The following is a 13,552-nucleotide window of genomic DNA, read 5'->3' as shown; positions in this document are numbered from 1 at the left end:
GGCCGGGTGGTGGTGTTGAAAACCAATGACTGCACAGGACATTCCTCAATTGATTCTGGACTTTGTAATCAGAACTGTCGAGACTAAGCCAAAGGTCGCGGCCGTGACAGGGGCGGTGATGACGAACCTGAAAAATGACGAGGGGCCATGATCGACATTGCCATTGAACTCAAGGGGATCGACAAGAAGTTCGGCCTCGTTCACGCCAACAAGAACATCAATCTGAGTGTTCGCAAGGGCACCATTCACGGGATCATTGGCGAGAACGGCGCAGGCAAATCCACCTTGATGTCGATCCTCTACGGCTTTTATCAGGCCGGCAGCGGCGACATTTTTGTCGAAGGCAAGAAAACTGTCATCAAGGATCCGAACGCGGCCATCGCCGCTGGCATCGGCATGGTTCACCAGCATTTCATGCTGGTCGAAAATTTCACCGTGCTTGAGAATGTCATGCTTGGCGCCGAGGACAGCCAGATCCTCACCGCAGGCATCACCAAGGCGCGGGCGGAGCTCAAGCGGCTCGAGCATGAATATGAGCTTGAAGTCGATCCCGATGCGATCATCGAGGAGCTCCCGGTCGGCATCCAGCAACGCGTGGAAATCCTCAAGGCGCTCTATCGCGGCGCCGAAATCCTGATTCTCGACGAGCCGACCGGCGTGCTGACCCCGGCAGAGGCCGATCACCTGTTTCGTATCCTGGAGCAGCTCAAGGCACAGGGCAAAACCATCCTGCTGATCACCCACAAATTGCGCGAGATCATGGCTGTCACCGACGAGGTGTCGGTGATGCGGCGCGGCGAAATGGTGGCGACCCGGACAACGTCGGAAACTTCTGTGGAGGAACTGGCCGAACTCATGGTCGGCCGCCGTGTGCTGCTGCAGGTCGACAAGGGTCCCGCTTCGCCTGGCGAGGTGCTGTTCTCGGTTGAAAACCTGACCGTGCGCGACAGCCGCGGCGTCGACATGGTCAAGGATGTCTCCTTCCAGGTGCGCGCCGGCGAGATCGTCGGCATCGCAGGCGTTGCGGGCAATGGGCAGTCCGAACTGCTGCAGGCCATTTGCGGTATCCGCCGTGCGGTCAAGGGCAAGGTGTTGCTGAAGGGCGAGCCGATCAATGTCACAGGAAAAGCCGATGCAGCAGAGTTGCGGCAGCGGGGTTTGGCCCATGTACCGGAAGACCGCCAGCATATGGGCCTGGTGCTGAAGTTCGATGAAAGCGAAAACTCGATCCTCGGCTATCACGGCGATCCGAAATACCTCAACGGCGTGTTCCTCAACATGGATGCGATCCGCAAGGACGCGGTCGAGAAGATCGAGAAATACGACATTCGCCCGCCCAATCCACGGCTGAAGACCGCGAATTTTTCCGGCGGCAACCAGCAGAAAATCGTGCTGGCGCGCGAAATGGAACGCGATCCCGCGGTTCTGATCATTGGCCAGCCGACACGTGGTGTCGATGTCGGCGCCATTGAATTCATTCACAAACGCATCATCGAGATGCGCGACGCCGGCAAGGCGGTTCTGCTGGTCTCGGTCGAGCTTGACGAGATCCGCTCATTGTCGGACCGGGTTCTGGTCATGTTTGACGGCCGTATTGTCGGCGAACGCTCGCCCGAGACAGGCGAGGGTGAATTGGGCCTGCTGATGGCCGGTGTGGAAGATGCCAGAGAGGCAGCAGAATGAGTGCACCCTATGCAAAGCTGCCCGCCTGGGTGGATTACGGACTGATTCCGCTGATAAATTTGATTGTTGCCTTCATGGTCGCGGGTCTCGTGGTGCTGGCCGTCGGCCAGAGCCCGCTGCGTGCCGCAAGCCTGCTGATTGAAGGCGCTTTCGGCTATGGCGAAGGCATCGGCTTCACGCTCTATTACGCCACCAATTTCATCTTCACCGGCCTGGCTGTCGCCGTGGCCTTTCATTGCGGCCTGTTCAATATCGGCGGCGAGGGCCAAGCCTATGTCGCAGGCCTCGGCGTGGTATTGCCCTGCCTGTGGCTGGATCAGTTCGCCCCCTGGTATGTGATTTTCCCTGTCGCCATCTTGGGCTCAGCTCTGGCTGGCGGGGCCTGGGCGCTGATTCCGGGCTGGCTGCAGGCCAAGCGCGGCAGCCATGTGGTGATCACCACCATCATGTTCAATTTCATCGCCTCGAGCTTGATGGTCTATGTGCTGGTCGATGTGCTCAAGCCGGCCGGCTCGATGGCGCCGCAAACCCGCAAATTTGCCGAAAACGGCCAATTGCCGCGGCTGGATTGGCTGTTGTCGCCCTTTGGTCTCGATATCGGCGGCGCGCCGTTCAACCTGTCATTTCTGCTGGCGCTGGTCGCCGCCTTCGTCGTCTGGCTGGTGATCTGGCGCACCAAGCTTGGCTATGAAATTCGCACCATGGGCCACAGCCCTTCGGCGGCAGTCTATGCCGGTATCCGCGAGAACCGCATCATCATCATCACCATGATGATGTCGGGCGCGCTGGCCGGCATGATGGCGCTCAATCCGATCATGGGCGACCAGCATTCCATGCAGCTCGATTTCGTAGGCGGAGCCGGCTTTGTCGGCATTGCCGTGGCGCTGATGGGCCGATCGCATCCGGCGGGAATCATTCCGGCAGCCATCCTGTTCGGCATGCTCTATCAGGGCGGCGCCGAAATTTCGTTCGAGATGCCGGAGATTTCCCGCGACATGATCACCATCATTCAGGGCCTTGTGATCCTGTTTGCCGGCGCCATGGAAAACATGTTCCGGCCGGCCATCACCACGTTTTTTGCAACTCTGGGGGCCGCCCGTGCGGACAAGCCCCAGCCAGCGGCGGAGTAGACCCTTGGAATATTTCGATACGCTGATCGTCATTCTGCAATCGACCGTGCGGGTTTCGGTGCCGTTGATCCTGGCAGCGCTTGCCGGGCTGTATTCCGAGCGCGCCGGCATTTTCGACATCGGTCTCGAAGGCAAGATGCTCGCCGCAGCCTTTGCCGGCGGTGCTGCAGCCTCGGTCTTCGGATCCGCTTTTATCGGGCTACTGGCTGCGATCCTGGTCTCGGTCTGCCTGGCGCTGGTTCATGGCTTTGCCTCCATCACCCAGCGCGGCAACCAGATCGTCTCCGGTGTGGCGATCAACTTCATCGCCCTTGGCGCCACCGTTATCCTCGGCCAGGCCTGGTTCCGGCAGGGTGGCCGCACGCCACAACTGGGCGAAGGCGAGCGATTCACCACTGTCGAATTGCCCTTCGCTGCGGAACTGGCCGATATACCGATCCTTGGCTCGATCTATTCCAACCTGCTGTCGGGGCATTTCCTGCTGACCTATCTGGCCTTCGCGCTGGTGCCTTTCACCTGGTGGGTGCTTTACCGGACCCGCTTCGGTCTCAGACTGCGCGCGGTGGGCGAAAACCCCGGCGCGGTCGATACCGCCGGCATTTCGGTGATCTGGCTGCGCTACCGCGCGGTGATCTGCTGCGGCATTCTTTGCGGCATTGCCGGCGCCTATCTGTCGATGGCCATGACCGCCGGTTTCGTCAAGGGCATGACCGCCGGCAAGGGCTTCATTGCGCTTGCGGCGTTGATTTTCGCCAAGTGGAAGCCGGTCAACGTCATGTTCGCCTGCCTGCTGTTTGGCTTTCTGGATGCGATGTCGATCCGCATGCAGGGCAATGAGCTGCCGCTCATCGGCGCGGTGCCGGTGCAGTTCATGCAGGCGCTGCCCTATATGTTGACCGTCATATTGCTGGCTGGTTTTATCGGCAAGGCCATACCGCCGCGCGCTGGCGGTGTGCCCTATGTCAAGGAGCGATAAGATGGCCAGGGATCTTTTTGAAGCCGCACGCGATGCCATGGCCAAGTGCCACGCGCCCTACTCGAAATTTCCGGTCGGTGCTGCGATCCGTGCTGCGGATGGCTCGATCCACGCCGGCGCCAATATCGAAGTGATTGCCTTTCCGGAAGGCTGGTGCGCCGAAACCACGGCCATCGGCCACATGATCATGGCCGGCTCGACCCGGATTCGCGAGGTTGCGGTGATCGCCGAGAAACTCGATCTCTGCACGCCCTGCGGCGGCTGCCGTCAACGACTGGCGGAATTTTCCGATGCCGACACGCTGGTGCATCTGTGCGATGCCGAAGGTGTCAAGAAAACCCTGCGGATGGATGAATTGCTACCCTATGCATTCGCAACCGAGGTGATTTGATGAATGCGGCAATTGACGTTCTGACCGATCGGCTGCGCGGTTTCATGCCGCGCCATGCCATTGTCCTGGGCTCGGGCCTGGGGTCTCTCGTCGAAACTGTCACCGACCCGGTGCGCATCGCCTATGGCGAATTGCCCGGTTTTCCTGCCAGCGGTGTTTCCGGCCATGCCGGCGAGATCGTTGCCGGATACATCGGCGAAACGCCGGTCATCGTGCTGTCTGGCCGGGTGCACTATTATGAACACGGCCAGGCCGATGCGATGCGGGTGCCACTGGAGGCTTTGAAGGGCATCGGCGTGACCAATCTGTTCCTGACCAATTCGGCCGGATCATTGCGTGAGGATATGCCGCCTGGATCGGTGATGCGGATTTCTGATCACATCAATTTCTCCGGCACAAATCCGCTGTTCGGGGAGCCCAGTGATCGCCGTTTCGTCGGAATGACCAGCGCCTATGATATCGGCCTCGCCGGGAGCCTTGAAGCTGCGGCCGAAGCGACCGGCACGGAAATGCACGAAGGCGTCTATATGTGGTTTTCGGGCCCGAGTTTCGAAACCCCGGCTGAAATCCGCATGGCGCGCGGTTTGGGAGCAGACGCGGTCGGCATGTCGACGGTTCCCGAGGTTATCCTCGCCCGCTTCCTCGGAATGAACGTGGCGGCGGCTTCGGTGATCACCAATTACGGTGCCGGAATGACCGGCGGCGAGTTGAGCCATCAGGAAACCAAGGACATGGCGCCGGTTGGCGGCAAGCGGCTCGCTGCCATCCTGACCCACGCCATCGGAGATCTGGCATGAGCACCAAAACCGTCAAAGCGGCGGCGACTGAACGCGAAGCAACCGGATCGCAACTGGTTTCGGTTGCCCCGGTTCACAAACGCAATAGCGGCACCGAATTCCTGCCGGCGATGTTTGAAAACATGTCGGTCAATTTGTCGGCGACGGAACGCCGCGTTGCAACGCTGACCACCCGGCGGACGGTCAAGAAGAGCTGGCAGGCCGCCTGGCTGATCCGCGCCATCGAGTGCATCGATCTGACGACGCTGGCCGGCGACGACACTCCCGGCAAGGTCGAGCGGCTCTGCGCCAAGGCGCGCAACCCGCTGCGGGCAGATCTGGTCAAGGCCCTGGGCCTTGAAGATTACGGCCTGACCACCGGCGCTGTCTGCGTCTATCCGATGATGGTTGCCACGGCAGTCAAGGCGCTTGAGGGCTCCGGTGTTCCGGTGGCCTCGGTGGCAACCGGATTTCCCGCCGGTCTGACCCCGATGCCGCAGCGTCTGGCGGAGATCGCTTATTCAGTGGGCGAAGGTGCTGATGAAATCGACATCGTCATTTCGCGACGCCATGTGCTGACCGGCAATTGGACGGCGCTCTATGAAGAGGTGCGGGCCATGCGCGAGGCCTGTGGCGATGCCCACATGAAGGCCATTCTCGCCACCGGTGAACTCAAGACCCTGTCGAATGTCTACAAGGCGTCGATGGTCTCGATGATGGCCGGCGCCGATTTCGTCAAGACCTCGACCGGGATGGAAGCCGTCAACGCCACCCTGCCGGTCAGCCTGACCATGGTGCGCTCGGTTCGCGATTATCTCGAATACACCGGACAGATTTGCGGCTTCAAGCCGGCTGGCGGTATCCGCACCACCAAGGACGCCATCGCCTGGCTTATCCTGATGAAGGAAGAACTCGGCAATGACTGGCTCAAGCCGGAATTGTTCCGCTTTGGTGCCAGCTCGCTGCTCGGTGATATCGAACGCCAGATCGAACACAATGTGACCGGACGCTATGCGTCTGCCGATCACCACGGCATGGCGTGAGGAGCACACGATGAACAAGATCAGGGATATTCTCAACACCATGGACTACGGACCCGCGCCGGAAGACAGCAAGGATGTGCGCGCATGGCTCGCCAGCCACGAAGCCGGCTTCGGTCATTTCATCGGCGGCGCCTTCACCAAGCCCAAGGGCGAGACTTTCGAGGTCCACAATCCGGCCAACAGCGAAAAGCTCGCCGACGTCGCCATTGCCGATGCCAAGGATGTCGACAAGGCCGTGGGCGAAGCCTCCAAGGCGCTGAAGAAATGGCAGGCGCTGTCGGGCAACCAGCGTGCCCGCCACATCTATGCGCTGGCCCGTCACGTGCAAAAGCACGCGCGCTTTCTGGCGGTCCTCGAAACGCTGGATAATGGCAAGACCATCCGCGAAACCCGCGACATCGACATTCCGCTGGTGGCACGGCATTTCTATCATCACGCCGGCTGGGCCGAATTGCGCGACAGCGAATTTCCCGGCTACGAGGCAGTCGGTGTCTGCGGCCAGATCATCCCGTGGAATTTCCCGCTGCTGATGCTGTCATGGAAAGTCGCGCCGGCCCTGGCTGCCGGTTGCACCGTGGTGCTCAAATCCGCCGAACACACACCGCTGACCGCGCTGGCATTCGCTGAAATCTGCGCCGAGGCCGGGCTTCCCGCCGGCGTGTTCAATCTCGTCAACGGCGCCGGCGACACCGGTGCGGCGCTGGCCGCGCACGACGATATCGCCAAACTGGCCTTCACCGGCTCCACCGCCGTTGGCCGCCTGCTTCGCCGCCAGACAGCGGGTTCGGGCAAGAAACTGTCGCTGGAGCTCGGCGGCAAATCGCCCTTCATCGTCTTCGAAAATGCCGATATCGATGCGGCGGTCGAAGGCGTGGTCGACGCCATCTGGTTCAATCAGGGCGAAGTCTGCTGCGCAGGCTCCCGCGCTATCGTTCAGGAAGGCATCGCCGACCGCTTTCATGCCAAGCTGCGCGCCCGGATGGAAAAGCTGCGCGTCGGCGATCCGCTCGACAAGTCTATGGACATGGGCGCCGTCGTCGCCCCGGTGCAGATGCGGGAGATCACCGCCAAGGTCGAGGCCGGTATCGCCGAAGGCGCCACGATGTGGCAACCGAGCTGGGCAAAGACCATCGAGAACGCCGATGGCTGCTTCTTCCCGCCGACGCTGTTTACCGATGTGGCGCCGTCCTTGACACTGGCGCAGGAAGAGATCTTCGGACCGGTGCTGGCCTCGATGACCTTCCGTACCCCGGGCGAAGCGGCCCAGCTCGCCAACAATTCGCGCTACGGTCTGGCGGCATCGGTCTGGTCGCAAAATCTCGACGAGGCCTTTGATGCCGCGCGCACACTCAAATCCGGCATAGTCTGGATCAACTCGACCAACCTGTTTGATGCCTCAGCCGGGTTTGGCGGCTACAAGGAGAGCGGTTTCGGCCGCGAGGGCGGCCGCGAAGGCATGCTCGAATATCTAGTGCCGTCCTGGCAGAAAAAGACCAAGGCCTTGCCCGAAAGCGAGCCGGTTCCGGCTCCCGTACCCGGCCTTGGCGGCGACGCCACCGCGCTCGACCGCACCGTCAAGATGTATATTGGCGGCAAGCAGGCGCGTCCGGATTCGGGCTATTCCTATCCGGTGACCGGCAAGAGCGGCAAGCACCTGGCGGAAGTCGGGCTTGGTAACCGCAAGGACATCCGCAATGCCGTCGAGGCAGCACACAAGGCGTCCGGCTGGAGCGGTATGACCGGCCATGCCCGTGCGCAGGTGCTCTATTTCCTGGCCGAGAATCTTGAACTGCGTGCCGCTGAATTCGCCGCGCGTCTGGCGGATGCCGGCGCCTCGTCATCCGCAGCCAAACATGAGGTCGAGGCTTCTGTGGCGCGGATCATGTATTACGCGGCATGGGCGGACAAATATGACGGCGCGGTGCGCGCGCCCGACAAGCGCATGTTGACGCTGGCGCTCAACGAGCCATTGGACGTGATGGGTCTGTCATGCCCCGACGAAGCGCCGCTACTCGGCTTTGTATCCCTGGTCATGCCTGCCATTGCCATGGGCAACCGCGTGGTGGTGACACCGTCACCACGCCAGCCTCTGGCGGCCTGCGATTTCTACCAGGTGCTCGATACCTCCGATGTGCCCGGCGGTGTCGTCAACATTGTCACCGGTGATCGCGATACGCTCGCCGACACCATGGCCAAGCATGATGACATCGCGGCACTTTGGTATTTCGGCGGCGCCAGCGGAACCGAACTGGTCGAGCGCGAGTCGGCCGGAAACCTCAAGGCAGTCTGGGCCAACAACGGCAAGGCGCGCGACTGGTTCGATGCCACTCAGGGCCAGGGTGAGGAGTTTTTGTTTCGCGCCGTTCGCATCAAAACCATTTGGACGCCATTCGGCGTATAGGGCGGATCATGCTTCCTCAGGAAATCATTCGGACCAAGCGCGATGGCGGCGAGCTCGATCCTGCCGATATTGCAGATTTTGTCCGTGGCCTCACCGATGGAAGCGTCAGCGAGGGACAGGTCGCAGCACTTGCCATGGCCATCTTCTTTCAGGGCATGGCTCGCCAAGAAGCAGTGGCACTCACCCTGGCGATGCGGGATTCGGGCGAAGTGCTGTCCTGGCCCGAACTCGACCGCCCGGTGGTCGACAAGCATTCGACCGGCGGTGTCGGTGACAATGTCTCGCTGATGCTGGCGCCGATTGCAGCAGCCTGCGGACTGGCCGTGCCGATGATCTCCGGCCGCGGCCTTGGTCACACCGGCGGAACGCTCGACAAGATGGAATCGATCCCCGGCTACACGGCGATGCCGGACAATGCCCTGTTTCGCAAGGTCGTCGGCTCGGTTGGCTGCGCCATCATTGGCCAGACCGGCAATCTGGCGCCGGCGGACAAGCGGTTTTACGGCATCCGCGACGTGACCGCGACGGTCGAATCGGTTCCGCTGATCACCGCCTCGATCCTCTCCAAGAAACTTGCCGCCGGCCTCGGTGCACTGGTGCTGGATGTCAAATGCGGCAACGGTGCTTTCATGGACAATCCCGAGCGGGCACAAGAGTTGGCGCGATCGCTGGTCGAGGTAGCTACCGGCGCCGGCATGCCGACCTCGGCGATGGTCACCGACATGAACCAGCCGCTGGCAAGCGCTGCCGGCAATGCGGTTGAAGTCAGGAACGCCGTCGATTTCCTGACCGGAAAGGCCCGCGACAGTCGCCTGCAGCAGGTGACGCTGGCGCTGGCCGCCGAAATGCTGGTGTCGGGTGGCTTGGCGCCCAATTCCGAAGAAGCCACAGCCCGTGCGCTCGGGGCGCTTGAAGATGGCAGCGCTGCCGAACACTTCAACCGGATGGTGGCCGACCTCGGCGGTCCGGCGGATTTCCTTGCAGATGTTGACAAGCATCTCGGCAAAGCGCCGGTCATTTCGGAATGCGCGGCGGAGCGGCAAGGCTATGTCACAGGCTATGACACGCGTGGCATCGGGCTCTGCGTCGTCACGCTGGGCGGCGGCCGCACCCGTCCGAGCGACCCGGTGGATCACGCGGTCGGATTGACGGGATTGCTGCCGATCGGCAGCCGGGTCGAGAAGGATACGCCGATCGCACTTGTGCATGCCAGGGATGATGATCAGGTGGCGGAGGTGCGGGCGCAATTGCGCAAGGCTGTGCGGATCGGCGAAGAGGCTCCGGCGGCATCACCGGTCATAATGGGCCGCCAGGGCTGACAGGCCCACGAACTGGCCGGTTCAGTTGACCAGTTCGAGCCTGTTGTTGCTGACCCGGTAGGTTTGCAGCTTCGACATGAAACTCATGCCAATCAGGGTGGACGAAAGTGCCGAGTCCGCAAGCACGAAGGCTTGGACATTGTCGACTGAAACGGATCCGACTTCGATGCGGTCAATGGTGACCAGCGCAGCTTCGGTCAGTCCGTTGGCCGTGCGAACCTGGTGTTTGAAATCGGAATTTGCAAGTCCGAGGCCGAGATTGCGCGCTGTGGTCCGGTTGAGCGCAACATAGGTCGCGCCGGTATCGATCATTCCGCGCACATAGCGTCCGTTGATGTGAAAATCCGCGGAAAAATGCCCGTCCTTGTTCATCGGAATGCTGGCTGCCCGAACCCCGGTCGCATAATGCGCCAGTGGTTTTGCCGGGGCTTCGCGCGCGGGGGCCGCTACCGGCGTGGCGGTGGCGGCTTCCAGGCCGGCGTTCTGAGGCAGAAACGCGCGAAGATCCTGAGCATAGTAGGGCAGGCCGGAGACGGCCAGCACCGCGCAGGACATAAGAAACAGATTTTTGAACATGCCGGCACTCCCGAGATTACCGGCTCATAAGACATGTTTAAGACTAACGCTGCGTGAAAATCGCGACAATCGTGCGAAAACCGGCGTGATTGGTTAAGAAGCTCCAAACAATGCGGGGCCTTGCGTCGACACCGTTAACTCTGCGCGAAAAGCGCTTTGACCATCACAGCCTATTTGGTGCCATACATCCGGTCGCCGGCATCGCCCAGACCGGGAACGATATAGCCCTTCTCGTTGAGATGGCTGTCGATGGAGGCCGTGAAAACCGGTACATCCGGATGGGCCTTTTGAAAATTACGAATACCCTCCGGTGCCGCCAACAGGCAGAGGAACCGGATGTTGCCAGCGCCGCGCTCCTTGAGCTTGTCAATCGATGCAATGGCCGAATTGCCGGTGGCCAGCATAGGGTCGACAACGATGACCAGCCGGTTGCTGATATCTTCGGGTGCCTTGAAGAAATACTCGATTGCTTCCAGTGTCTCGTGGTCACGGTAGACACCGATATGGGCGACCCTGGCCGAGGGGACCAGATCCAGCATGCCTTCCAGCAAGCCGTTGCCGGCCCGCAGGATCGAGGCGAACACCAGCTTCTTGCCTTCAAGCACCGGCGCTTCGATTTCGACCAGCGGTGTTTCGATCCGCTCCATGGTCAGCTCGAGATCCCGGGTGACTTCGTAGCACAACAGGGTCGAAATTTCCCTCAGCAGCCGCCGGAAACCCGCTGTCGAAGTCTCTTTCTTGCGCATGATGGTGAGCTTGTGCTGCACCAGGGGATGATCAATGACCGTTACGCCGTTCATGTTTTTCTGCCTTGAAGCTTTGACCGGACGCCGCATTGATCTCGACAATCAATGCATGAGGGCGCCTGTCGCCTGAAACATCTTCACCGTCTCCTTGCCGAAAATTTCCCGGAGCACGGTTTGAACCAGTCTCGATTTAGACACCGATTGTCTGGCTCCGGCAACCGCCCGGACCGATTTCAGTCAAGCTGTCCCAAGAGAATTGCACGGGTGGGCTCGTCAATGAAGGCCGCTTCAAGGGACGTGCGGGTAAAACCGGTCAATTCAGCCGCATCATAGCCCCAGGCGTCAGCCACCATCTGATACTCGCGGCCGATCGAAGATGCGAAATGCGGCGGATCATCGGAGCTCAGCGTCACCTTGACGCCAGCGCGCCGCAAGCGATCAAACGGGTGCCTGGAAATGTCCGGATACAGTTTCAGTGCCAGATTGGAGCCGGGGCAGACTTCCAGGACAACGCCTTCATCGGCTATCCGCCGGACCAGAGCCTCGTCTTCAGTTGCACGGACTCCGTGGCCGATCCGGGAGGGACGGACATGATCAAGTGCGTCGCGTACGCTGTCGGGTCCGGCGAGTTCACCGGCATGGATGGTGATGCCAAGTCCGGCGTCGCGCGCGATGTCGAAAGCGCCGGCGAAATCGGCAACCTTGCCGAAGCGTTCCTCTCCGGCCATGCCGAACCCGGTGATCAACGGATGCGGTCGCGTGCTGGCAAGCCTTGCTGCCGCTTCCACCTTTTCCGCGCCCAGATGCCGTATCCCGACGATGATCATCCTGCATTCAATACCGGTGGAAGCCTTCGCCTGGGCGATACCTTCGGCAAGACCGTCAAAATAGGCTGACGGAGACAGGCCTGCAGCCACGGCGTGGTCTGGTGACACGAAGATCTCGGAATAAATGGCATTTTCGGCAGCGATGCCCTCAAGATAGGTACGCGCCAGCAAGGCATAGTCGTCTTGGCTGCGGAACAACGCGGCAGCGCCATCATAGGCCACCAGAAACTCGGTGAAATCAGACCAGATATAGCTGTCACCGGAGATGAAACCCGAGACATCGGCGCCATATTTTCGCGCCTGTTGCCGGACCAGTTCCGGCGAGGCTGCACCTTCGATATGGCAGTGCAGTTCCGCCTTCTTCACATTCCCGGTCACAGAAAACTCCTTCCATTGCCGCTTGCGGGCAAGCCCAGATGCTTTGCCAGTGTTGCGCCAATATCGGAAAAAGTCGTGCGCACACCGATGTCGCGTCCGGCCACCCCGGGGCCAAAGCCCAATATAGGCACCCGTTCGCGGGTGTGATCGGTCCCGCGCCAGGTCGGGTCACAGCCATGATCAGCAGTCATCAGCACCAGATCGCCAGGCTTCAACATCTTGGCAAAACGCGGCAGCATCGCATCCAGCGCTTCCAGCGCCGCGGCATAACCCGCAACATCGCGGCGATGGCCGTACAGCATGTCGAAGTCGACGAAATTGGTGAACACCAGGTCGCCATCACCGGCATCCCGGGTGGCCTGCAGGGTGGCCTCGAAAAGGGCCGCGTTTCCGCTCGCCTTGCGCAAATCGGTAACCCCTTGATGCGCGAAAATATCGCTGATCTTGCCAACAGCGAACACCCGGTGCTGGCTTTCCTTGACCTGGTCGAGCAAGGTCGGTCCGGGTGGCGGCACTGAAAAATCGCGACGGTTGCCGGTGCGGTCAAAGCCGGTCTCGGCCGTCCCCACGAAAGGCCGCGCGATCACCCGGCCGATATTGAGCGGATCGACTAGCTTGCGCACGATCTGGCACAGGTCGATCAGCCGTTGCAGGCCGAAACTCTCCTCATGGGCAGCTATCTGGAACACCGAATCAGACGAGGTGTAGCAGATTGGTTTACCGGTACGCACATGCTCCGCGCCGAGCCGGGCGATGATCTCGGTGCCTGACGCGTGACAATTTCCCAAAATTCCCGGCAACTCGCCTTCCGATATGATCTCGGCAACCAGTTCGTCGCTGAATGCCGGACCGTCGTCGGGAAAATAGCCCCAGTCAAACATCACCGGCTGGCCGCAGATCTCCCAATGCCCGGACGGAGTGTCCTTGCCGTGCGATGTTTCGCTTGCGGCACCGTGAATTCCGCGGGGTTGGGCCACGAGTTGCCATCCGGCCGGAATGTCGCCAGACGCAGCCAGTGCCGCTTCAGCCAATCCCAGCGATTGCAGATGCGGCAACGACAAGGGACCTGAACGCAATCCTGGACGGTCGCAGAGCCCAGCCGCGCATTGTTCGGCGATATGCCCCAGCGTGTTGGCGCCGAGATCTCCATAGGCTTCAGCGTCTGGCGCTCCGCCGATGCCAAAAGAATCAAGAACAAACAGGAATGCACGCGCCATAAAGTAATCTCCAAGGGAGACACAGGTTAGCCGGATTCGACCGTCACCGGAAGGGCGGAAGCTGTCTCTGGCCTGGTAACCCTGTTTTC

Annotated in this window: 12 protein-coding genes; 8 read left to right on the top strand and 4 right to left on the bottom strand. The window is 60.9% G+C overall.

What is annotated here, in order from left to right:
* Positions 1-147: 147 nt before the first annotated feature.
* The 8 genes from IMCC20628_RS20265 (at position 148) to deoA (ending at position 9,719) form a co-directional block, all read left to right on the top strand.
* Positions 148-1,683, top strand: coding sequence for an ABC transporter ATP-binding protein (locus tag IMCC20628_RS20265; RefSeq protein ID WP_047031697.1), 1,536 nt, complete (start codon positions 148-150; stop codon positions 1,681-1,683).
* Positions 1,680-2,813 (top strand): ABC transporter permease, encoded by a 1,134-nt coding sequence (locus IMCC20628_RS20260; RefSeq protein WP_047031696.1) that lies wholly within the window; start codon positions 1,680-1,682, stop codon positions 2,811-2,813. The genes IMCC20628_RS20265 and IMCC20628_RS20260 overlap by 4 nt, the downstream gene beginning before the upstream one ends.
* Positions 2,814-2,817: 4 nt before the next feature.
* Positions 2,818-3,789: an ABC transporter permease gene (locus tag IMCC20628_RS20255; RefSeq protein WP_047031695.1), complete on the top strand. Its 972-nt coding sequence runs from the start codon at positions 2,818-2,820 to the stop codon at positions 3,787-3,789.
* Position 3,790: 1 nt separating this feature from the next.
* Positions 3,791-4,180, top strand: coding sequence for a cytidine deaminase (locus IMCC20628_RS20250; RefSeq protein WP_082128258.1), 390 nt, complete (start codon positions 3,791-3,793; stop codon positions 4,178-4,180).
* A complete protein-coding gene (locus tag IMCC20628_RS20245) occupies positions 4,180-4,977 on the top strand; it encodes a purine-nucleoside phosphorylase (RefSeq protein ID WP_156174595.1) in 798 nt (265 codons plus the stop codon). Before IMCC20628_RS20250 ends, IMCC20628_RS20245 begins: the two co-directional genes overlap by 1 nt.
* 110 nt (positions 4,978-5,087) lie before the next feature.
* Positions 5,088-5,999 carry a deoxyribose-phosphate aldolase gene (deoC, locus tag IMCC20628_RS20240; RefSeq protein WP_047032821.1) on the top strand — a complete coding sequence of 304 codons (912 nt, stop codon included), beginning with the start codon at positions 5,088-5,090 and terminating at the stop codon, positions 5,997-5,999.
* Positions 6,000-6,009: 10 nt separating this feature from the next.
* Positions 6,010-8,400: an aldehyde dehydrogenase family protein gene (locus IMCC20628_RS20235; protein ID WP_047031692.1), complete on the top strand. Its 2,391-nt coding sequence runs from the start codon at positions 6,010-6,012 to the stop codon at positions 8,398-8,400.
* Between the two features lie 8 nt (positions 8,401-8,408).
* Positions 8,409-9,719, top strand: coding sequence for a thymidine phosphorylase (deoA, locus tag IMCC20628_RS20230; protein WP_047031691.1), 1,311 nt, complete (start codon positions 8,409-8,411; stop codon positions 9,717-9,719).
* A gap of 21 nt (positions 9,720-9,740) precedes the next feature.
* Here deoA and IMCC20628_RS20225 read toward each other — a convergent pair whose 3' ends face one another.
* The 4 genes from IMCC20628_RS20225 to IMCC20628_RS20210 form a co-directional block, all read right to left on the bottom strand.
* Positions 9,741-10,295 (bottom strand): TIGR02281 family clan AA aspartic protease, encoded by a 555-nt coding sequence (locus tag IMCC20628_RS20225; RefSeq protein WP_047031690.1) that lies wholly within the window; start codon positions 10,293-10,295, stop codon positions 9,741-9,743.
* A gap of 170 nt (positions 10,296-10,465) precedes the next feature.
* Positions 10,466-11,095 carry a uracil phosphoribosyltransferase gene (gene upp / locus IMCC20628_RS20220; RefSeq protein WP_047031689.1) on the bottom strand — a complete coding sequence of 210 codons (630 nt, stop codon included), beginning with the start codon at positions 11,093-11,095 and terminating at the stop codon, positions 10,466-10,468.
* Positions 11,096-11,274: 179 nt separating this feature from the next.
* On the bottom strand, positions 11,275-12,246 hold the full coding sequence (locus tag IMCC20628_RS20215; protein ID WP_047031688.1) for an adenosine deaminase: 972 nt from the start codon (positions 12,244-12,246) through the stop codon (positions 11,275-11,277).
* Positions 12,243-13,463, bottom strand: coding sequence for a phosphopentomutase (locus IMCC20628_RS20210; protein ID WP_047031687.1), 1,221 nt, complete (start codon positions 13,461-13,463; stop codon positions 12,243-12,245). The genes IMCC20628_RS20215 and IMCC20628_RS20210 overlap by 4 nt, the downstream gene beginning before the upstream one ends.
* Positions 13,464-13,552: the final 89 nt, after the last annotated feature.

Origin of the sequence: Hoeflea sp. IMCC20628 (genome assembly GCF_001011155.1) — a bacterium.
Taxonomy (GTDB): domain Bacteria; phylum Pseudomonadota; class Alphaproteobacteria; order Rhizobiales; family Rhizobiaceae; genus Hoeflea.
The sequence above is the reverse complement of the archived record's forward strand: the minus strand, read 5'-3'. Positions and strand labels throughout refer to the sequence as shown.